21 protein-coding genes are annotated in these 18,442 nt (G+C 66.4%); 12 read left to right on the plus strand and 9 right to left on the minus strand.

From position 1 onward, the window contains the following. Window positions 1-30 precede the first annotated feature (30 nt). Window positions 31-1,122 (minus strand): hypothetical protein, encoded by a 1,092-nt coding sequence (locus JQ633_RS11560; RefSeq protein WP_211985146.1) that lies wholly within the window; start codon window positions 1,120-1,122, stop codon window positions 31-33. 268 nt (window positions 1,123-1,390) lie between these two features. Between JQ633_RS11560 and JQ633_RS11565 the strand changes: the two genes are divergently transcribed. Next, window positions 1,391-2,098, plus strand: coding sequence for a hypothetical protein (locus JQ633_RS11565; protein WP_211985147.1), 708 nt, complete (start codon window positions 1,391-1,393; stop codon window positions 2,096-2,098). Between the two features lie 31 nt (window positions 2,099-2,129). Here JQ633_RS11565 and JQ633_RS11570 read toward each other — a convergent pair whose 3' ends face one another. Continuing rightward, on the minus strand, window positions 2,130-2,573 hold the full coding sequence (locus tag JQ633_RS11570) for a DMT family transporter (protein ID WP_211985148.1): 444 nt from the start codon (window positions 2,571-2,573) through the stop codon (window positions 2,130-2,132). Between the two features lie 161 nt (window positions 2,574-2,734). Between JQ633_RS11570 and abc-f the strand changes: the two genes are divergently transcribed. Then, window positions 2,735-4,357: a ribosomal protection-like ABC-F family protein gene (gene abc-f / locus JQ633_RS11575; protein ID WP_211985149.1), complete on the plus strand. Its 1,623-nt coding sequence runs from the start codon at window positions 2,735-2,737 to the stop codon at window positions 4,355-4,357. An 8-nt stretch (window positions 4,358-4,365) separates the two neighbouring features. Here the strand turns inward: abc-f and JQ633_RS11580 are convergent, their stop codons facing one another. Continuing rightward, window positions 4,366-4,992 (minus strand): DapH/DapD/GlmU-related protein, encoded by a 627-nt coding sequence (locus JQ633_RS11580; protein ID WP_211985150.1) that lies wholly within the window; start codon window positions 4,990-4,992, stop codon window positions 4,366-4,368. A gap of 178 nt (window positions 4,993-5,170) precedes the next feature. Between JQ633_RS11580 and JQ633_RS11585 the strand changes: the two genes are divergently transcribed. Then, window positions 5,171-6,046, plus strand: coding sequence for an MBL fold metallo-hydrolase (locus JQ633_RS11585; protein ID WP_211985151.1), 876 nt, complete (start codon window positions 5,171-5,173; stop codon window positions 6,044-6,046). Window positions 6,047-6,159: 113 nt separating this feature from the next. On the opposite strand, the gene JQ633_RS11590 is transcribed toward JQ633_RS11585, so the two are convergent. Beyond that, window positions 6,160-6,408 carry a hypothetical protein gene (locus JQ633_RS11590; protein WP_211985152.1) on the minus strand — a complete coding sequence of 83 codons (249 nt, stop codon included), beginning with the start codon at window positions 6,406-6,408 and terminating at the stop codon, window positions 6,160-6,162. 154 nt (window positions 6,409-6,562) lie between these two features. On the opposite strand from JQ633_RS11590, the gene JQ633_RS11595 reads away from it, so the two are divergent. Further along, window positions 6,563-7,240: a nitroreductase gene (locus JQ633_RS11595; protein WP_211985153.1), complete on the plus strand. Its 678-nt coding sequence runs from the start codon at window positions 6,563-6,565 to the stop codon at window positions 7,238-7,240. Window positions 7,241-7,389: 149 nt separating this feature from the next. Beyond that, window positions 7,390-8,553 carry an acyl-CoA dehydrogenase family protein gene (locus JQ633_RS11600; protein WP_211985154.1) on the plus strand — a complete coding sequence of 388 codons (1,164 nt, stop codon included), beginning with the start codon at window positions 7,390-7,392 and terminating at the stop codon, window positions 8,551-8,553. 35 nt (window positions 8,554-8,588) lie between these two features. On the opposite strand, the gene JQ633_RS11605 is transcribed toward JQ633_RS11600, so the two are convergent. Together JQ633_RS11605 and JQ633_RS11610 are read right to left on the minus strand one after the other, a co-directional pair. Beyond that, the gene (locus JQ633_RS11605; protein ID WP_211985155.1) at window positions 8,589-10,670 is read right to left on the minus strand and encodes a methyl-accepting chemotaxis protein; all 2,082 of its coding nucleotides are present in this window, start codon (window positions 10,668-10,670) and stop codon (window positions 8,589-8,591) included. Between the two features lie 105 nt (window positions 10,671-10,775). Further along, window positions 10,776-11,021 carry a hypothetical protein gene (locus tag JQ633_RS11610; protein ID WP_211985156.1) on the minus strand — a complete coding sequence of 82 codons (246 nt, stop codon included), beginning with the start codon at window positions 11,019-11,021 and terminating at the stop codon, window positions 10,776-10,778. 170 nt (window positions 11,022-11,191) lie between these two features. On the opposite strand from JQ633_RS11610, the gene JQ633_RS11615 reads away from it, so the two are divergent. Together JQ633_RS11615 and JQ633_RS11620 are read left to right on the plus strand one after the other, a co-directional pair. After that, window positions 11,192-11,782, plus strand: coding sequence for an NADPH-dependent FMN reductase (locus tag JQ633_RS11615; protein ID WP_211985157.1), 591 nt, complete (start codon window positions 11,192-11,194; stop codon window positions 11,780-11,782). A gap of 17 nt (window positions 11,783-11,799) precedes the next feature. Then, window positions 11,800-12,582: an SDR family NAD(P)-dependent oxidoreductase gene (locus JQ633_RS11620; protein WP_211985158.1), complete on the plus strand. Its 783-nt coding sequence runs from the start codon at window positions 11,800-11,802 to the stop codon at window positions 12,580-12,582. Window positions 12,583-12,585: 3 nt separating this feature from the next. Here JQ633_RS11620 and JQ633_RS11625 read toward each other — a convergent pair whose 3' ends face one another. Then, window positions 12,586-12,966: a hypothetical protein gene (locus JQ633_RS11625; RefSeq protein WP_211985159.1), complete on the minus strand. Its 381-nt coding sequence runs from the start codon at window positions 12,964-12,966 to the stop codon at window positions 12,586-12,588. A 174-nt stretch (window positions 12,967-13,140) separates the two neighbouring features. Here JQ633_RS11625 and JQ633_RS11630 point away from each other — a divergent pair, with 174 nt between their 5' ends. Further along, window positions 13,141-13,770, plus strand: a complete 630-nt coding sequence (locus tag JQ633_RS11630) for a L,D-transpeptidase (RefSeq protein ID WP_433995643.1) — start codon at window positions 13,141-13,143, stop codon at window positions 13,768-13,770. A 106-nt stretch (window positions 13,771-13,876) separates the two neighbouring features. Here the strand turns inward: JQ633_RS11630 and JQ633_RS11635 are convergent, their stop codons facing one another. Continuing rightward, window positions 13,877-14,998 carry a hypothetical protein gene (locus JQ633_RS11635; RefSeq protein ID WP_211985160.1) on the minus strand — a complete coding sequence of 374 codons (1,122 nt, stop codon included), beginning with the start codon at window positions 14,996-14,998 and terminating at the stop codon, window positions 13,877-13,879. A 395-nt stretch (window positions 14,999-15,393) separates the two neighbouring features. Here JQ633_RS11635 and JQ633_RS11640 point away from each other — a divergent pair, with 395 nt between their 5' ends. Beyond that, on the plus strand, window positions 15,394-15,972 hold the full coding sequence (locus JQ633_RS11640; protein WP_211985161.1) for a septal ring lytic transglycosylase RlpA family protein: 579 nt from the start codon (window positions 15,394-15,396) through the stop codon (window positions 15,970-15,972). Between the two features lie 358 nt (window positions 15,973-16,330). Further along, window positions 16,331-16,528, plus strand: a complete 198-nt coding sequence (locus tag JQ633_RS11645) for a hypothetical protein (protein ID WP_249159213.1) — start codon at window positions 16,331-16,333, stop codon at window positions 16,526-16,528. A 6-nt stretch (window positions 16,529-16,534) separates the two neighbouring features. Here the strand turns inward: JQ633_RS11645 and JQ633_RS11650 are convergent, their stop codons facing one another. Beyond that, window positions 16,535-17,263, minus strand: coding sequence for a class I SAM-dependent methyltransferase (locus JQ633_RS11650; protein WP_211985162.1), 729 nt, complete (start codon window positions 17,261-17,263; stop codon window positions 16,535-16,537). 187 nt (window positions 17,264-17,450) lie between these two features. Between JQ633_RS11650 and JQ633_RS11655 the strand changes: the two genes are divergently transcribed. Continuing rightward, on the plus strand, window positions 17,451-17,636 hold the full coding sequence (locus JQ633_RS11655) for a hypothetical protein (RefSeq protein ID WP_211985538.1): 186 nt from the start codon (window positions 17,451-17,453) through the stop codon (window positions 17,634-17,636). Between the two features lie 148 nt (window positions 17,637-17,784). Beyond that, window positions 17,785-18,306 (plus strand): DUF1993 domain-containing protein, encoded by a 522-nt coding sequence (locus tag JQ633_RS11660; RefSeq protein WP_211985163.1) that lies wholly within the window; start codon window positions 17,785-17,787, stop codon window positions 18,304-18,306. The last annotated feature ends 136 nt before the right edge of the window (window positions 18,307-18,442 follow it).

Raw genomic sequence — 18,442 nt, forward strand, 5'->3', positions numbered from 1 at the left:
CAACGCCTACGATAGGCGGTTGCGGCCGCCTCACTTGAGGTCGGCGATCGAGGCCGGTCCCGGACCGGGCGTCACCAGCGTCGGCCACTGCTTGGAGCCGAACGGCACCAGCGGCGGCAGGAACGTGGTCATGCCGCGCTTCCTGGTCTCGGCGATGATCGCCTCGCGCGCGTCGCCCCCCATCAGCTCGTAGTCCATCAGGTGGTAGCTGCCGAAGAACAGCGCGCCGACCGAGCGGTCCGCGATGATCCGGGTCAGCGACTCCAGCATGTCCTGCGGCGTCGTGGTGAAGGAGATGGTCTCGATCAGCATCAGGCGGGTATTGATGGCGTCGGGGCCGAAGAACTGCGCCAGCACGCTGAAGATCACGTTGTTCTGCCGCGCCACATAGATGGTGTTGCTGGCGGCGTAAGTCTTGTCCCAGTCGGCGCCGAGCTGGGTCTTCCAGTCCGCCATCACCGTCATCCAGTGCGCGACCTGGGTCTGCGCCGCCCAGGCGACGTTCTTGGCGAGCAGCGGCGCCTGCTTCTTGCCGAACGCTTCGAGCTTGGCGAACGGGATGGCGCCGGCGGCGAGGCACTCGTCCATGAAGGCGAGGTTGTTCTGCAGGATGGCGCGGTTGTTGTCGCGCCAGTCGGCCTGCATCGGCGTCTTGTCGAGGCCGTCGAGTGCCGACTGCATCCGGCTGCGATAGGCCGCCATCGAGCCGCGCCACGACTTGTCGTCGGCGTTGTCGACATAGGGGCCGACGACCTCGGCCAGCGCCATCGTGCTGTGCCCGACCGACTTGAGCAGCTGATAGACGATCGGCACCTGCGGCGCCTCGGTCGGCGGCTGGCCCGGCCGGTACAGGATCAGGCGGCCGCCGGCGCCGGAGAACAGACCGAGGATCACCGGGTGCTTGCCGAGGAAGTTCTTCTGGAAGATCCTCGCTGCATCGCCGTAGAGCTCGAACATGCCGGTGTTCAGCGCCAGCATGTCCTTGGTGGCGACGTCGGCCGGTGTCGATGAGGTCTTGCCCGAGATCGGCCCCATGTAGTCGGGCAGGGATTGCGCCAGCGCGGCGCCGTTCCCGAGCAGGAACAGCGCGGCGGCCGCAGCAAGGCCAGAGCGGTAGGTCATGTCGTGCACCTCGAGGTTGTCATGAGAACCGGCGCGCATCTCCGCGCCGTTAGCGCATGCACGGGTATTTGACGCAAATTGCACTGGAAGGACGGCCCGCGTGACGCGGCACGACAATGGGGGCGGGCGCGCCTACAGCTATGCGACGAATCGGGCGGTGTCCACTCCCGGACATTGCGGACAAGACTGCGCCAAAAGACGCAATGGTGCGGCCGCGGCGCCGATGCTATGCCGCATGAGGACTCATTTATTTATTGGATTTCGTGCGTTGCTGAACGGACTTTACAAGGTCGAGTACGGCATCAACGGCGCATTCGGCCGCAGCATCATGTGCATGCATGACGGCCGGATGCTCGGCGGCAATTCGGCCTTCGCCCATCTCGGCAGCTACCGGGAAATCGGCGGCGGCGAGATCGCGGCCGAGGTGATCACCGAGCGCCACAATGACGATCCCAATTTCAAGCCGCTGATGGGCGCCGACGTCACCGTCATCAAGGTGCGCGGCCGGACGGAAGGGTCGACCATCCTGATGGAGGGCAAGGCGGATGCCATGCCCGACGGCGTGTTCTGGGCCAACCTCGCGCCGCTCGACGACGAGGCCCTGCCGCCGCGCGGCACGGTCGGGCCTGATGGCATCGTCAACGGGCTATACGCCATCCACATCCGCGCGCTCGACGGCGTCGATGCCGGCCTCTCCGGCGTCATGCTGCTGCTGGACGGGCGCATCCTCGGCGGCGACGCGTTCTTCTATTATCTCGGCTCCTATTCGTCCGCGGACGGGCGCTGGAAGGGCGAGATCGTCAACCAGGAGCACACGCCGGCCAAGGGCGCGAACCCGGTGTTCGGCGGCCATGAGGTCGGCATCGGCTTCAGCGGCGCCTGCCACGGCGATGGCGCGGAGCTCGAAGGCATCGCGCTGGCCGGCAAGCGCAGCCTGCGCCTCGGGGCGACGCTGAGGTTGATGCGGACCGTCTGAATGGGCTTGGCGCGGAGCGCCGGTAGTGCGCTTAATCCTTGATCAGCAGCACGCCGCCGATCACCAGCGCGATGCCGGCCAGTCGTGAGACCGACACAGGATGCGCCGGCAGGCCGAAGACGCCGAAATGATCCATGGTGACACCCGCCAGCATCTGGCCGGCGACCACCAACGCCAGCAGGGTGGCGGCGCCGAGCGAGGGCAGCAGCAGGATCATCAGCAGGATGAACACGCCGCCCAGGATGCCGCCGCTCCACGCCCACCACGGCGTTGCCGTCACCAGCTTCCATGACGGCACCGGCTCGCGGGTCGCGACCAGCACCACCGCCATCGTCAACAGGCCGCCGAGATAGCTGACGAAGCCGGCCCAGCCCGGCGAGTTCAGGGCGGAGCGCAGATTGCCGTTCAGGACCTGCTGAACGGCGACGGCGACGCCCGCACCGAGCGCGAGCAGATAGAGAAACCAGACTTGCATGTGATGCCCCAAAAACTGATCGGTGAAGTATTCCCCGTCACATTCGATTGGCAATAAGGGGTCTGCATGCGCCCATGCCTGGAAACGCAGGGAACACCCTTCCACCGGCGCTCCGGATCGACTAAGAGGCCCGCAAATCCCGTCATTTCTCAAGCAGTCGCATGATCCGCCTCGATAACGTCTCCAAGCAAGTCGGCCACCAGATCCTCTTCATCGAAGCCTCCGCGGCGCTCCAGAAGGGCGAGAAGATCGGCCTTGTCGGCCCGAACGGGGCCGGCAAGACCACATTGTTCCGCATGATCTCGGGCCGGGAAATCCCCGATGAGGGCCAGGTCTCGGTCGATCGCGGCATTTCCATCGGCTATTTCAGCCAGGACGTCGGCGAGATGTCGGGCCGCAGCGCGGTCGCTGAGGTGATGGACGGGGCGGGGCCGGTCAGCGTGGTCGCCGCCGAGCTCCGGGAACTCGAAGCCGCGATGGCCGACCCTGATAAAGCCGACGAGATGGACGACATCATCGCACGCTATGGCGAGGTGCAGCACCGCTTCGAGGAACTCGACGGCTACGCGCTGGACGGCCGGGCGCGCGAGGCGTTGTCGGGTCTCGGCTTCAGCCAGGAGATGATGGACGGCGACGTCGGCAAACTCTCCGGCGGCTGGAAGATGCGGGTGGCGCTGGCGCGCATCCTCCTGATGCGGCCCGACGTGATGCTGCTCGACGAGCCGAGCAACCATCTCGATCTGGAGAGCCTGATCTGGCTCGAGCAGTTCCTGAAAGGCTATGAGGGCGCGCTGCTGATGACCTCGCACGACCGCGAGTTCATCAACCGCATCATCAACAAGGTGGTCGAGATCGACGCCGGCCAGCTCACCACCTATTCCGGCGATTACGAGTTCTACGAGCAGCAGCGCGCGCTGTCCGACAAGCAGCAGCAGGCGCAGTTCGAACGGCAGCAGGCGATGCTGGCCAAGGAGATCAAGTTCATCGAGCGCTTCAAGGCGCGCGCCTCGCATGCCGCGCAGGTGCAGAGCCGGGTCAAGAAGCTCGACAAGATCGAGCGCGTCGAGCCGCCGCGGCGGCGGCAGACCGTGGCGTTCGAATTCCAGCCGGCGCCGCGCTCCGGCGAGGATGTCGCCAGCCTGAAGAACGTGCACAAGGCCTATGGCAGCAAGCGGATCTATGACGGGCTCGACTTCATGATCCGCCGCAAGGAGCGCTGGTGCGTGATGGGCATCAACGGCGCCGGCAAGTCGACGCTGCTCAAGCTGGTTGCCGGTTCGGCCGAGCCGGATGACGGTTCGGTTGCGATCGGCGGCAGCGTCAAGATGGGCTATTTCGCCCAGCACGCGATGGACCTGCTCGACGGCGAGCGCACCGTATTCCAGTCGCTGGAAGATGCCTTTCCGCAGGCCGGGCAGGGCTCGCTGCGCGCGCTCGCCGGTTGCTTCGGCTTCTCCGGCGACGATGTCGAGAAGAGGTGTCGCGTGCTGTCAGGCGGCGAGAAGGCGCGCCTCGTGATGGCGAAGATGCTGTTCGACCCGCCGAACTTCCTGGTGCTGGACGAGCCGACCAACCATCTCGATCTCGCCACCAAGGAGATGCTGATCAACGCGCTCGCCGAGTTCGAGGGCACGATGCTGTTCGTCTCGCACGACCGTCACTTCCTCGCCGCGCTCTCCAACCGCGTGCTGGAGCTGACGCCCGACGGCATCCACCAATACGGCGGCGGCTACACCGAATACGTCGCCCGCACCGGGCAAGAAGCGCCGGGGTTGCGGAGCTAGCGCCGCCCTTACGCGCTCCAGCGCGCGCAGAACGCCTCGACGTCGCCGGACTGGAATTCCGGCAACCGCTCCCAGATGGTTTCGGGCGGCCAATTCCACCACGCGATCCGCGACAGTTGCGCGGCGATGCTGCGGTTGAAGCGTTCCTTGATCGGCCGCGCCGGCACGCCGCCGACGATGGTGTAGGGGGTGACGTCGCGCGACACGACGGCACCGGCCGCGAGCACGGCGCCGTCGCCGACGGTGACGCCGGGCAGCACGATGACGCCGTGGCCGATCCAGACGTCGTTGCCGATCACGACGCGATCGGCGCGGCGGTCGCTGAAGAAGCCGTGATCGCGCTGCGCCGAGGCCGTGTAATATTCGGGGCAATAGGTGAAGCGATGCTGCGACGGGCGCTCGAGCGGATGATTGGGCGCGCCGATCCGCACATTGGCCGCGATCGCGCAGAACTTGCCGATCTGCGCATCGGCGACGATGCAGCCGCTGGCGAGATAGGAGAAGTCGCCGAGCTCGGTGTATTCGATCGCGGTGTCGCCGAGGATTTCGCAGCAGCGGCCGACCGAGACTTCGCGCAGCTTGACCGTGGGATCGATGACGGTTTCGGCAAGCTTGGGGCGTTTCAATTCGGTCATGCGATCGTCCTCGATCCGGCGAATGGTTGCAGCGGGCGCTGTCTATCACAGTGCGCGGCAAGGGGGAGAGAGCCGACGCGCCAGCAATGCAATGGCGCATGGCACGCTGCGCGGCGCTCGGCTTGTGAGGCCTCCGGCCGGCCGCTACGCTCTAAAAAAAACCGGGAGCGAAACGGCCATGAAGCAGATCAGGATCGGCGACATCACGATCGACGCGGTGATCGAGCGCGAGGGACCGTGGCGGCGGCCGCAGGATTTCTTCCCGGCCTATGACGACGCCGTGTTCAAGCATCATCTCAAGACGATGGAGCCCGAGGTGTACGATGCCGCGCGCGGCATGATGGTGATCACCTACCAGACCTTCGTGGTCCGCACGCCGCGCTACACCATCCTGGTCGATACCTGCACCGGCGAGGACAAGGGCCATCCGCCGCCGTTCGACTTCCCGGGCAAGGAGCGCTGGCGCAACGAGCTGTTCGCGCTCGGCGTCTCCTTCGAGCAGATCAACTACGTGTTCTGCACCCATCTGCACATCGACCACACCGGCTGGAACACGACGCTGCGCGACGGTCGCTGGGTGCCGACCTTTCCGAACGCGAAATACGTCTTCCACAAGCGCGAATATGCGGTCTGGGAGGCCGAGAACGCCAAGGGCGCCAATCCGCCCGGCACGGTGTTTCGTGACAACTGCCTGCCGATCGTCGAGGCCGGGCAGGCGCTGCTGGTCGACGACGACTATGCGCTCGACGACACCGTCACGCTGACGCCGACGCCGGGCCATTCGCCGTGTCACTGCTGCGTCAACATCTTCTCGAAGGGCCAGCGCGCCGTGGTTGCCGGCGACCTGATGCACCACGCGATCCAGTGCCGCGAGGTGGAGTGGTCGGCCAAGCCGGATTGGGATCCGAAGCAGTCGGCGATCTCGCGGCGGAAGTTCTTTGCCTCGGTCGCCGAGACCGACACGCTGATCCTGCCGATCCATTTCCCGACCCCGACCGTGGGGCTGATCAAGGCGGACGGCGACCGCTTCGACTATCGCTTCAAGCGCGAATAGGCGAGCAAAACCGGCCACGCGTATGTTTCAGAATGTTTCGTGGCAGTACCGCGAAACGTCGCCGTCGGGCCGCCTGCGTGACCCGACGGTGCGGAGGGGCCGGGTGCCCGGAATCAGGCGCCGCTCTGGCACTTCTTCATGAACGAGTTCTTCGCGGCGCCGGAGAGCTTCTTGCCGTCGGCGCTGACCGCCTTGGTTTCGCAGGCGTCCGTCGTGCACTTCTTCATGAACGAGGTCTTGGCCGCGCCGGCCAGCGGCTTGCCGTCCTTGCCGACGGCCTTGGTCTCGCAGGAGGCATCCTGCGCAAATGCCGAGCCGGCGGCGAAGGTCGCGATCACGGCTGCCAAGAAAATCCGTTTCATCTGGGTGTCTCCCTGAACCAAACCAGTGCGGCGGATTGGATATCGGATTCTTGATGGGATCAAGTTCCCATGGCGGATTTTGGCGATAAAATGCCCGCCGCCGCGCGGGATAATTTCGCGTGCGCTGCGGAACAAAAACGGGGGATACGCGCAAATGGATTTCGAGACGCTGGTACAGACACGCAAAAGCGTGCGCGGGTTCAAGCAGCAGCCGGTGTCCCGGGCCACCATCGAGGAGATCATCGAGGTGGCCAAGCGCGCGCCGTCCTCGATGAACACCCAGCCCTGGCACGTCCATGTCCTGACCGGGACGCCGCTTGCGGAGGTGCGCCGCCGCAACATGGAAGAGATGGTCGGCGGCGCCAAGGTGAAGCGCGACATCGTCAGCCACGGCGAATACCAGGGCGTGCATCGCGGTCGGCAGGTCGACATCGCCAAGAAGCTGTTCGGCGCGATGGGGATCGCCCGCGACGACAAGCCGATGCGGCAGGACTGGGTGCTGCGCGGCTTCCGCCAGTTCGACGCGCCGGTGTCGCTGGTGCTGACCTATGACCGCGTGCTCGACCCCGGCGCGGTCTGCCACTTCGACCTCGGCGCGCTCTGCTACGGCATCGTGCTGGCGGCCTGGGACCGCGGGCTCGGCAGCGTGATCAATGGCCAGGGCATCATGCGCTCCGACATCGTGCGCGAGGTCGCGGCCATCCCCGAGGAAGAGGTCATCATGACCTGCGTCGCGATGGGCTATCCCGACGACAGCTTCGCCGCCAACGCGGTGCGCTCGGACCGCGAGTCCAACGGCGATTTCGTGCGCTATGTCGGGTTCGCCGACTGAGGCGGGGAGTTGATCCGCGCAGCGGGATATTGAATTCCGCTTGGTGAAACGTGCGCGCGATGCAGCGGTGCGAGTGCATTTTCCGCTGTCTCCGTCGAAGCGGATTGCGCTAGTTGTTCTCCAAGCAACAGCGCAAGCGAGGACGCCCCATGAGCGATGACGAACAAACAGCGATGATCCGCGAGACGGTCGCGAAATTCGTCGACCGCGAGCTCATTCCGCTCGAGCCGCAATATCTGAAGTCGAGATTGCCCGGCAGCGATCACCCCGAGCTCACCGCCGAGCAACGCAAGCGGCTTCGCGACGTTTCGAAGGAGCTCGGGCTGTGGGGCCTCGACGCGCCCGAGGATCTCGGCGGCCACGATCTGCCGACCCGCACGATGGCTGCCGTGCATGAGGAGCTCGGCCGCAGCTGCGTCCCGTTCGTGCTGCCGCCTGACTCGCCGAACCTGCGCATGCTGCAGGCGGTCGGCACCGAGGGGCAGAAGAAAAAATACATGCAGCCCTATATCGAGGGTCGGATGACATCGGCGATCGCGATCTCCGAGCCCGGCGCCGGCGGCGATCCGGCGGGGATGAAGACGCGCGCCGTGCTCGAGGGCGAGCAGTGGGTGCTGAACGGCCGCAAGATCTGGATCAGCAACGCGCGCGCCGCCGACTTCGTCATCGTGATGGCACGCGTCGGCAGCGACCAGCGCCAGGGCGGCATCACCTCGTTCATCGTCGAGAAGGGCACGCCGGGCTTCATCATCGAGCGCGAGATCCCGATGCTCGGCGGCGGCTCGACCTACGAGATCGTGTTCGAGGACTGCCGGATTCCGAAGGACTCCGTGCTCGGCGAGGTCGGCAAGGGCTACGCGCCGATGCAGCTGCGGCTGCGCACCCGCCGGCTCGAGATGGGATCGACCTGCATCGGCATCACGATGCGCGCGCGCGACATGCTGTGCGAGCACGCCAAACAGCGCGAGACCTTCGGCGTCAAGCTCGCCGAGCGCCAGGCGATCCAGTGGTGGATCGCCGATATCTCGACGCGCATGCATGCCTGCCGCCTGATGGTGCGCGATGCCGCCGACAAGGCCGACCGCGGCGAGGACGTCCGCCACGAGGCCTCGATGATCAAGGTGTTCGCCACCGAGATGGCTTATGAAGCTTGCGACCACGCGATGCAGACGCTCGGCGCGCTCGGCATGACGCTGGAATTGCCGCTCAACGCGCTGTGGCAGAAGGCCCGGCTGATGCGGATGTACGAGGGCCCGAGCGAGGTCCATCGCCAGGCCATCGCCCGCCGCGTGCTGGGATTGCGCGGCGGCTAGGCCTCATCCGCGAGGCCAATGCCTCGTGGACGGCGTCAGGCCGCACGCACGTCGGACAGGAAGCGGTTGACCTGGCCGGCGAGGTCCTTGGACTGCGTCGCGAGCTGTTCGGCGGCGCCCAGCACCTGGGTCGCCGCGGCGCCGGTGTCGTCGGCGGCGCGCTGCACGCCGGAGATGTTGGACGTGACTTCCTGGGTGCCGCGGGCGGCCTCCTGGACGCTGCGCGAGATCTCCTTGGTGGCCGAGCCCTGTTCTTCGATCGCGGCGGCGATCGCGGTGCCGATCTGGTCGATCTCGGTGATGACGTCGACGACGTTGCGGATCGCCGTCACGGTCTCGTCGCTCGCGGTCTGGATCGCGGTGATCTGCTCGGAGATCTCGGTCGTGGCCTTGGCGGTCTGGCCGGCGAGCGACTTCACCTCGGAGGCGACCACCGCAAAGCCGCGGCCGGCCTCGCCGGCGCGCGCCGCCTCGATGGTGGCGTTGAGCGCCAGCAGATTGGTCTGCGCGGCGATCGACTGGATCAGCGTCACGACGTCGCCGATCTTCTGCGCGCCCTCGGCGAGCGAGCGCGCGGTGTCGCCGGTGCGGCGGGCGTGATCGACCGCGCGGGCGGCGATCTCGGTCGAGGTCGAGACCTGGCGCGCGATCTCCGAGATCGAGGAGGTGAGCTCCTCGGTCGCGCTCGCCACCGTCTGCACGTTGGTCGAGGTTTGTTCGGAGGCCGCGGCGACCACCGAGGCTTGGCGGTTGGTGGCGGCGGCGGTCGCCGACATCGTCTGCGCGGTCTGCTCCATGACACCGGATGCCGCCGACAGTCCGCCGACCAGCTCGGTGACCTTGGTCTCGAAGCTGCGGGTGAGATCGTCGAGCGCGCGGGCGCGGCGCATCTTGACGTCGTTCTCGGCCTCCTTCTCGACGGCGAGGCGATCGGCGTCGATCCTGTTGTCCTTGAACACCTGCACGGCGGCGGCCATCGCGCCGATCTCGTCGTTGCGCGCGGCGCCGGGGATCGCCTCGGCGACCTCGCCGGCGGCAAGGCGCGACATCCGGCCGGTGAGGGCAGCGATCGGGTTGAGGATGCGGCGGCGGACCATGACGATGAGGCCGGCGCTCAGCGCGACCACGGCGATCAGCCCGGTCAGCGCCACCAGGAAGCTGAAGCGCGCCGACGAATAGGCCGCGGCGAGCCCTTGCTCGGCGTTCTCGTAGAAGGCATCGCGCACGCCGATGATGGAGGCGAGGCCGACCTGCGATTCCGCGTAATAGGTCTCGACGTCCATCTCGTACTTGCCCGAGACGGCGCCCTCCTTGCCGAGCTTCAGCGCCTTGCCGAAGCGCTCGACATAGTCGGCCTGCATCTTGCCGAGGGCGGAGAGGACATTGGCCGAGGTCGCCGGATTGTTGCGCAGCTGCTGCAGCGTCGACAGGATCTGCTCGGTCTTGCCGGTGCTGCGGAACAGGTCCTGCTTCTCCTGCTCAGTCGCGGGGCGCTTGGCGCCGACCAGCGCCTTGTGCAGGCTGGCATTGAGGCCGCCGGTGTCGCGCAGCGTCCAGGCGACGTTGGCGTAGCTGGCCTGGCGGTAGGCGTCGCCGTCGAGGCCGGCCAGGCGGCGCACCTGCTCGTCGAGCAGCGTGGTCACGCCGGCGTTGAACACGGAATTGTCGGCGACGATCTTGGTTGCCGCCGGGCGGCGGCCATCGACGGAACCTGCGATGGCGGTTGCGATCGCCTCGCGCAGCGCAGTGAACTTCGCCTTCAGCGCGTCGATCGCGCTGGCGACCGCCGCGCCGTCGTCGAGCGCACCGGGCAGGTTGCCACGGACCTGGTTGACCTTGGCGAGCGCGCCGTCGGTCAGCGCGCGCAGCCGGTCGAGATCGGCGATCTGCTTCTGCTCGATCGCGCCGCTCTGGAACAGCAGATTGGTGGCCATGCCGCGCTCGGAGTTCATGTAGCGCGGGATGTCGCCGACGGCGCGCACGATCTCGAGCCGGCTCTGCGCGGTCGAGATCTTGTCCATGGTCTCGTACCTGGTCACTGCGACATAGGCAGCGAGGCCGCCACCGACCGCCGACAGGGAGACGATCGCGGCCGTCAGGAGAGTACCGATTTTCATGGGATGCGCGCCATTCTTGACGAGAGAGGATACGGCCTCACTCGTATAGGGTGCGCATTAAGCTAGGGTTTACGATACGCCGTGGCGCCGGGCGTTCCCGAGCACTCAGTGCTCGTCGCCATCCGCGCTCTTGGCCGGGCTGCGGTGCTGGGTGGCGCCGCCCGAACCCGGCTCGCCGCAGGGGAGTTGGGTCCAGCTGCCGTCGGCGGCCTGCTGATAGGCTTGGCAGCCCACGGAGGTTGCGGTGGACTTTTCGTCGGCCTTCTGCCGGTCGGAACTCTTCGCCTGCGCAGGGGCGATGGCGGTCATCGCCGCGAGCGTACCTGCGAAAACCAGCATTGCGATCCGCATGTCGGGTTCTCCTTCTCGAAGCCGTCAGTTATCCAGAAAAGGAATCTGGCGATTTTGGGCCACAACGGAGCGTCATCGACCAATTGCTTAATGCGCCTACAACGGAACAGAATGGCCGTTAACGACTGCGGCGGCTCTGCCCGCTACGGACTTGCTAGGATCGACCCGACATGACCCACCGCATTCTGGTTCTCTACGGCTCCTACCGCTCCGATCGCATGGGCATCCGCCTTGCGCATTTCGTCGTCGAGGGCTTTCGCGCGCGCGGTGACGATGTCGAATTGATCGATGCCAGGGAGGTCGGCCTGCCCATGCTCGACCGGATGTACAAGGAATATCCCAAGGGGCAGGCACCGGCGGTACTCGAAACCCTTGCGGGCAAGATCCGTGGCGCCGACGGCTTCCTGTTCGTCACCGGCGAGTACAATTGGGGCGTCCAGCCCGGGCTGAAGAACCTCACTGACCATTTCCTCGAGGAATGGTTCTGGCGTCCCGCGGCGATCGTGAGCTATTCGGCCGGCCGATTTGCCGGCGCGCGGGCCGCGACCGCCTGGCACGGCACGCTCTCGGAAATGGGCATGGTGGTGGTGTCGAGCACGATCAGCGCGGGGCCGATCGCACAGACTTTGTCCGAGGACGGCAAGCCGACCGGTGAGGCCGGCAAGTCGCTGGAGCGCGCCTTCCCGCGCTTTGCCGATGATTTCGCCTGGTGGATGGAAGCCGCCAGCGCGCAGCGGGCGCGCAAGGCGCCGCCCTATTGATCGCGAGGCAGCCCGACATGAGCATCTTCAATTCCCCGTTCGATCCCGCGCGCGAAACGGCGCTGGTCACCGGCGCCGGCAACGGCATCGGCCGCGCCATCGCGCAGGCGCTGGTCAGCGAGCGCGTGCGCACCATCTTCGCCGACCTGCACGAGGACAGGGTTTCGGCGGCGATCAAGGCCGCGCCGCGCCCCGAACTCGCGGTGCCCTGGGTCGGCGATCTCGCGCGCCGCGACGCCTGCGATGCGCTGCTGGCGGAGGCGCAATCGGCGCTCGGGCAGGTGACTCACTTCGTTCACAGCGCATCGCCGCCGCGCCGCGAGGCCGACCATGCGATGGCGGTCGAAGACGACACTTGGCGGCAGATGCATGCGGTCAATCTCGAGGCCGGCTTTCATCTGTCGCGCGAGCTCGCACGCCGGCTGATCGCGGCGAAGCTGCCGGGCTCGTTCCTGCTGCTGACCTCGCTGCACGCCGGGACGCCGCGCAACCTGCCGCATTACTCGACCACGAAGGCCGGCATGGCGATGCTGGTGAAGGAGCTGGCCAAGAGCTGGGGTCGCTACGGCATCCGCGTCAACGCGCTGGTGCCCGGCGCGATCGCCGCCGGCGGCTTCGTCGCCGACCCCGCGCTCGCGCGGCACATTCCGCTCGGCCGGATCGGCCAGGCGGATGATCTCGCGCCGATGGCGCTTGCCGTGCTGTCGCACAAGCTCTCCGGCTACGTCACCGGCGCGTCGATCGTGGTCGATGGCGGCCTGTCGCTGACCAACTGGTTCGCGCCGCCGAACTTTGAATGAAGGTTATTCCTTGCTCCTGATGTAGCCCGCGAGCCGTGCCTTCTGGTCGTTGCACCAGGTCTGCATGCCCTGACGGCGCTGGTCGAGATCGGTGCTCTGGGTCGCGATCGCAACCTCGGTCATCAACTCGTCGGACTGCTTCTCGCCCATCTTGCCGCCGGTGTGCAGAAAGGCGATCGCCTTGCGCACCTGCTCGGTGGTGCCGTCGGGCAGGTGCATGTCCTGCGCCCTCTGCACGAGGTCCTGATAGACCAGATCGGTGCCGGGGCATTCCACCTTGGCGGCGAAGGCCTGCAGCACCATGGTGACATAGGCCGCGCGTGGGTCGGCATGAGCCGGCGTTGCCGCGACAATCAGGCCTGCCGCCACCAGTGCATAACGCATTCGAAGTCCTCCCGAGGTTTGGATATTTTCACAAGGCTAGCGTCGGAGGGAACCGACTGCAACCGCCAGGACACACTCACGGAAAGATCCGATCAAACAGGCGTGTTCCAGCCGGCCTTGCCACGATTTCTGCACGATTTCGGCAGCAAGTGGCACAAGTTGACGCAGGGGAGAATGATCGTGTCGAAGTTGGGGCTTACCGCGGCGCTTGTGGGATCGCTTGCGCTTGGCGGTTGCATGCAGGCGACGCTGTCGCCGGTGACGGATGCCGCGATGACGCCGCGTGATCGGCAATTGTTGGCGCATGCGCCATACAAGGAAGCCGCGATCCCGCAGCAGTTCCAGCGCCACATCGTCGAGTACTCGCGCCGGGAGCAGCCCGGCTCGATCCTGGTCGATACCGACAAGCGCTACCTCTACTATGTACTGCCGGGCGGCAAGGCGATCCGTTACGGGGTCGCCGTGGGCGAGGAGGCGATGGCCTTCTCCGGCGTTGCCACGGTTGGCCGGCTGGCGGAGTGGCCGGATTGGGTTCCGACCAAGGATATCCAGGAGCGGCTCGGGCCGTATCCGGCGCGGGTCGCCGGCGGACCGGCCAATCCGCTCGGCGCCCGGGGCATCTACCTCTACCAGGGCAACAAGGACACGCTGTACCGCATCCATGGTACCAACCAGCCCGAATATATCGGGCAGGCGATCTCGTCGGGCTGCATCCGCATGACCAATGCCGATGTCATCGACCTCTATCAGCGGGTCAAGCCGGGCGCGACCGTGGTCGTGCTGCCGCCGGGACAGAGCGCGTAAGGCTTTCGGACAAGCAAAAGGGCGGATTGGCGTCAGCGCAATCCGCCCGCTCTATCGTGGATGAGGGCGGATTGCGCTTGATGCGAAATCCGCCCTCGCGTCGTTCTCAGCGCACCGGCATCGGCGGCCGCACCACGGGGCCGCCGTCATCGGCGTCAACGACATCGGATTGCTGCTGCGACCGCAGCGGCATCGGCGCCGCCGTCGGCGGCGGGGGCAGCGCCGATGACGTGCGCGGCGGGTAAGTCGGAGCCGGTGCTGCGGACGGAGGCGGCGGGATATAGGCCTGCGCCGGCCGGCGGACCGGCGGCGGGACTACAGCCGCCGCATGCGGCGCAGCGGCCGGCGGCGGCGTCGCAGCGCGCGGCCGGGGCGGAGGAGCAGGGCGCGGCTCGACGGCCCTGGTCTCGGCCGTCTTTGCAATGCGCTGCGCCAGCTGATCCTGGCTGCTCTTGAGCTGGTCGATGCTCGCCTTGAGCTGCTCGATCTGCTGGCCCATCGATGCCAGGTCGCGCGCCATCGACTGCAGCAATTGGGTTTGCTCGGGCGACACGGCGGCGACGGGTGCCGCCGGGGCTGCGACCGGGGTCGCGGCTGCGGCCGGCGGCGCGGACGCAGCCGGAGCCGGGGATGCGACCGGGGCCGGCGCGGGCGCGGCTGCAGCGGCAACCTCCTGCGGCTGCGCGGCAGGTTGCGGCGGTGCTGCAGCCTCGGCGGGCTGCTCGGCGGCCGCGGCTTGCGCGACCGGCTGGCTTGCCTGGTCGGCGGCCGGGGCCTCCTCTTTGCCCGGGATCAGCGACGCCAGTTGCGTCACCTGCGGCACCCACTCGACGACCAGCTGCTTGGCGCGGTCACCGTAATGCTGCCACGCCGCAGCGCCCATGGCGCTGACGATCGCGAACAGGAACCAGAAGATGCGGATCGCCCATTTGTTGCTGCGTGGCAGCGCGCGGTCGAGCTTGATGTCGTCGAGCCTGATGTCGTGCGGCGGGGCGGCGTGCGCGTGGTACATCGGCGCAACCGACGGCGCCGGTGGCGGCGCTGCAACGGCGGCCGGCGCCGCGACCGGTGGCGTCGGCGAGGCCGGCTGGCTCGGGCCGAAATAGGGCTCGCGGTGCTGCGCCGGTGTCGTGCCGACGGGCGCGAGCGTTGGCGCGGCCTGTTCAGTGCGCGCTGGGGCGAAGCTGGGCTCTATCGCGAAAATGTCGTGTGGATCTGCGTCTTTCATCGAAACTGTTGATTGCATTTGGCGGTCCCCGTTATCCGGTCCAAGGTCAAACCGCAAATGGCGGCCGGCGAATTCTCGTCCCTGTCGACTCTGGCCTGTCTCAAGACTCCAGCCCGGTTTGACCAAAGCATGGCCAGAGGGTGGAGAGGTTGGGGTGATTGGGGAACCAAACCTCCGGGGGCATTTCCGGTCATCCTTCTCGACCGGGAACGAACTCCCGCCAGGACCGATCCGATGCTCTCGGTTGTGGCCAAATCGGCACACTGAACGGAAATCGGCGCGCGCAGGTTGCGTCCCATCGAATCCCGCCACCGTTCCGCCCCGATTGGATTCGGCTGATAGGGGATGTTGGATTTTCGGCTTGGGCTGGGGGCCCGTGGAGTTGGGGATGCAACATGTCATGCGAAGGGGCTGTCACTTCGGACGTCGGCATCAAGCGTGGTGCAATAGTCGCTGCGCCCTCGGTCTCATCTGATCGGACGCGAACGGCGCTTCGCCTGTTTGCGCTGGTCATCGGTGCCGCATCGCTTGCGGCATGCGCACAATCCTCTGGCATCGCCGAGCGCTCACAGGCGCTGGCGAGCCGCACTGCATCGATCGAGCCGACGCGCGCCGCTCCGGCGCGCACGCGCCTTGCGGTGGCGCGCAGGCACACGCCCTATGCGTCGCGCAGCAAGCCCGCCGGGACCAAGGTCGCCTCGCACGGGGTCGCAAGCTTCTACAGCGAGGCGCAACCGACCGCGAGCGGCGAGAAGTTCGACGGCCGCGAATTGACCGCCGCGCATCCGACCTTGCCGTTTGGCACCAAGCTGCGCGTCACTGACGTCAAGAGCGGCCGTTCGGTGACGGTGCGCGTCAACGACCGCGGACCCTACGTGCCCGGGCGCATCGTCGACGTCTCATACTCGGCGGCGCATGAGCTCGGCATGATCGGCAAGGGCATCGCCAATGTCAGGCTGGATGTCGTGCAGTAGGCTTTTGCGCGGCGCGGACGGCGGGAATTTTGCCGGTTTGGCCGGGAAAAAGTCCCGGGCCGGTCAGCGCTTTAATCCTGTTGTCGGCGTCATCGGTCCAACTAAGATCGATGGTGCTACTTCCCCGCGCTCACGTCGCGTGGATTTCAACCCAATGAACCTTCCCCGCCTTCGGTTGTCCCCGAAGGCGGGGTTTTTCTTGTGGGGAATCGGATAGCGTCCGCCGCGGCGGTAGTCCGTGGCGCTGCAAACCCCAGTGCAGAACGGCTTCACCAAATTGTCACGCTGCCGGCGAATTGCGGCCTAACGGCGCTGCCAACAGTCGGCGGAACGCACGAGTCGACACGAGGTAGAAACCTTGGCCTACAAGATGATCGCAGAACGCGATAACGCGACGGTCAGAATCGAACGGCAGAGCACCTGGCTCATTGTCGCAAAGGCAAGGGTCTGGGCCAGTGAAGGATGGCAGGTCGTCATCACCGACACGGACGGCAATTCCTATCCGCCGGAAGACTTCGACAGGCTGCTGGCAACGCCGGGCCGCGCCGCCGCGTAGGGCGCGTTAGCGCTGCGCCGAGATCAACATCATCATCGGACGCTCGAGCTCGTCGGCAAGCGCCGGCATTGCGGCAATCTGTTCTGCTGTCGGCGAAAACTCCGCGACATGGCGGAGCGCAAATCCGGCGGCGATCAGCGCATTCAGCGTCGTGCCGATAGTGCGGTGATATTTGAGCACGCCCTTGACGTACCAATCGGTGCGCCGCTCGCCTTCGATGAAGTAGCGGTTGACCGGCCAGGTCTTGCGTCCGTCTTGATCGTTGATCCAGTCGGGATGCGCCGCCGCCATGTAGACCGGGTGCTCGACGGTGAAGACCAGTTGCGCGCCGGGGACCAGCGCGCGATGCAGCATGCGCACGAGGCGATCGAAATCCCTGATGTAGTGGAAGGCGAGGGCGCTGTAGGCGAGCTCGAACGCGGCCTCCGGCAGTTGCAGCGTTTCGAGATCGGCGATCTCGTAGCTGATCGCCGGATCCTGCGTCATCTCCTGCGCCCGCGCGATCATGTTCTGCGACAGGTCGAGGCCGAGCACGGAGGCCGCGCCTTGCTCGCGCATCCAACGCGATGCCCAGCCGAAGCCGCAGCCGAGGTCGACCACGCGCTTGCCGGAAACCTCAGGCAGCATGGCGCGGATCGCCGGCCATTCCGGCGCGCCGACCAGGCCGCGGACCTGCCGCGGCAACTGGCTGTAGCCGGCAAAGAAGCCGGGATCGTCGTAGATGTTCTGCGCCATGGTCACAGCGTCGTGCGGAATGCGGAAGCTCCTCTGTAGCTTCCGCAATGACCGATGGGAACCGGTGATTGCGTCGAACCCGGCGGCGGCGCTGGAACCAGACATCGCGTTCCGCAGTTTTCATGCAGGGCCGCGGGGACCGTCGCTGACGCCTGTCCTGCGGCATTGCACAGCCGAGGAGAACGCCATGATTGCCGAAACGCAAATCCATGTCATTGCGCGGCAGATGCTGCAAAAGCACGGCCTGCAGGCGATCGCACAGGCCGCGCAGAACGCGGTGGCCTGCGAGAGCAAGGGCGAGGCGGAGGAAGCCCGCGACTGGCGTCACATCGAGGACGCCATCAAGATGATGCGCGGGCCGCTGCAAGGCTGACCATCGAGAAGACGGGCAACAAGGCATGATCCGGCGGACGCCTCCGCCGGACCATTCGGCTTGAACTCCTCCCGAGGCTGCCGCTTGCCATCGCCGGAAATTCCGGGAACTCTGTGGTCGCGGCAAACAAATCAGGGGGGAATTCGCCATGGCCTTCTCACTCTACGACGCGACCGTCGCCAACTATCTGCAGGTCGTCGGTGCCGTCACCGGCTTCATGGACAAGAGCCTCGAGCATTTCAAGGCGAACGGCGTCGATCCGGCCGAGATCGTCGACACGCGGCTGTTTCCGGACATGCTGCCGTTCCGCTTCCAGGTGGTCTCGCTCGCGCATCATTCGCGCGGCGCGATCGAGGCTGCGCGGAGCGGCGTGTTCGTGCCGCCGTCGGGCAAGCCCGATCTGGACTATGCCGGACTGCAGGCGCTGGTGAAGGACGCGCAGAGCGAACTCACGGGCCTGACGCCGGAGTCCGTCAACGCGCTGATCGGCCGCGACGTCACCTTCAAGGTCGGCGATCGCTCGCTGCCGTTCACGGCCGAGGGCTTCCTGATGTCGTTCTCGCTGCCGAACTTCTTCTTCCACGCCACCACGGCCTACGACATTTTGCGCCACAAGGGCGCGCCGCTCGGCAAGCGCGACTTCATCGGCCGCTTGAACCTCAAGAAGTAAGCGCGGGGCACGGACGCACGCTCCGGTTGTGGGCGGCTGTCGTTCAATTCTATCTTAGATAGTAATTTTTCGTACCGGTTGTGCCGCGGCCCGAGCGGTGCTATCATCTCAGGTGGTGCGATAGTATCTTTCAATT

Origin of the sequence: Bradyrhizobium tropiciagri, assembly GCF_018130505.1 — a bacterium.
In the GTDB taxonomy this organism is placed as follows: Bacteria; Pseudomonadota; Alphaproteobacteria; order Rhizobiales; family Xanthobacteraceae; genus Bradyrhizobium; species Bradyrhizobium tropiciagri_B.

Coding starts and splice junctions, on each gene's coding strand:
- JQ633_RS11585 (WP_211985151.1), top strand. CDS start 5,171: ATGAAGCAGATCAGGATCGGCGACATCACGATCGACGCGGTGATCGAG.
- JQ633_RS11660 (WP_211985163.1), top strand. CDS start 17,785: ATGGCCTTCTCACTCTACGACGCGACCGTCGCCAACTATCTGCAGGTC.
- JQ633_RS11580 (WP_211985150.1), bottom strand. CDS start 4,992: ATGACCGAATTGAAACGCCCCAAGCTTGCCGAAACCGTCATCGATCCC.
- JQ633_RS11630 (WP_433995643.1), top strand. CDS start 13,141: ATGATCGTGTCGAAGTTGGGGCTTACCGCGGCGCTTGTGGGATCGCTT.
- JQ633_RS11620 (WP_211985158.1), top strand. CDS start 11,800: ATGAGCATCTTCAATTCCCCGTTCGATCCCGCGCGCGAAACGGCGCTG.
- JQ633_RS11595 (WP_211985153.1), top strand. CDS start 6,563: ATGGATTTCGAGACGCTGGTACAGACACGCAAAAGCGTGCGCGGGTTC.
- JQ633_RS11615 (WP_211985157.1), top strand. CDS start 11,192: ATGACCCACCGCATTCTGGTTCTCTACGGCTCCTACCGCTCCGATCGC.
- JQ633_RS11640 (WP_211985161.1), top strand. CDS start 15,394: ATGTCATGCGAAGGGGCTGTCACTTCGGACGTCGGCATCAAGCGTGGT.
- JQ633_RS11590 (WP_211985152.1), bottom strand. CDS start 6,408: ATGAAACGGATTTTCTTGGCAGCCGTGATCGCGACCTTCGCCGCCGGC.
- JQ633_RS11655 (WP_211985538.1), top strand. CDS start 17,451: ATGATTGCCGAAACGCAAATCCATGTCATTGCGCGGCAGATGCTGCAA.
- abc-f (WP_211985149.1), top strand. CDS start 2,735: ATGATCCGCCTCGATAACGTCTCCAAGCAAGTCGGCCACCAGATCCTC.
- JQ633_RS11635 (WP_211985160.1), bottom strand. CDS start 14,998: ATGAAAGACGCAGATCCACACGACATTTTCGCGATAGAGCCCAGCTTC.
- JQ633_RS11600 (WP_211985154.1), top strand. CDS start 7,390: ATGAGCGATGACGAACAAACAGCGATGATCCGCGAGACGGTCGCGAAA.
- JQ633_RS11560 (WP_211985146.1), bottom strand. CDS start 1,122: ATGACCTACCGCTCTGGCCTTGCTGCGGCCGCCGCGCTGTTCCTGCTC.
- JQ633_RS11570 (WP_211985148.1), bottom strand. CDS start 2,573: ATGCAAGTCTGGTTTCTCTATCTGCTCGCGCTCGGTGCGGGCGTCGCC.
- JQ633_RS11605 (WP_211985155.1), bottom strand. CDS start 10,670: ATGAAAATCGGTACTCTCCTGACGGCCGCGATCGTCTCCCTGTCGGCG.
- JQ633_RS11625 (WP_211985159.1), bottom strand. CDS start 12,966: ATGCGTTATGCACTGGTGGCGGCAGGCCTGATTGTCGCGGCAACGCCG.
- JQ633_RS11650 (WP_211985162.1), bottom strand. CDS start 17,263: ATGGCGCAGAACATCTACGACGATCCCGGCTTCTTTGCCGGCTACAGC.
- JQ633_RS11610 (WP_211985156.1), bottom strand. CDS start 11,021: ATGCGGATCGCAATGCTGGTTTTCGCAGGTACGCTCGCGGCGATGACC.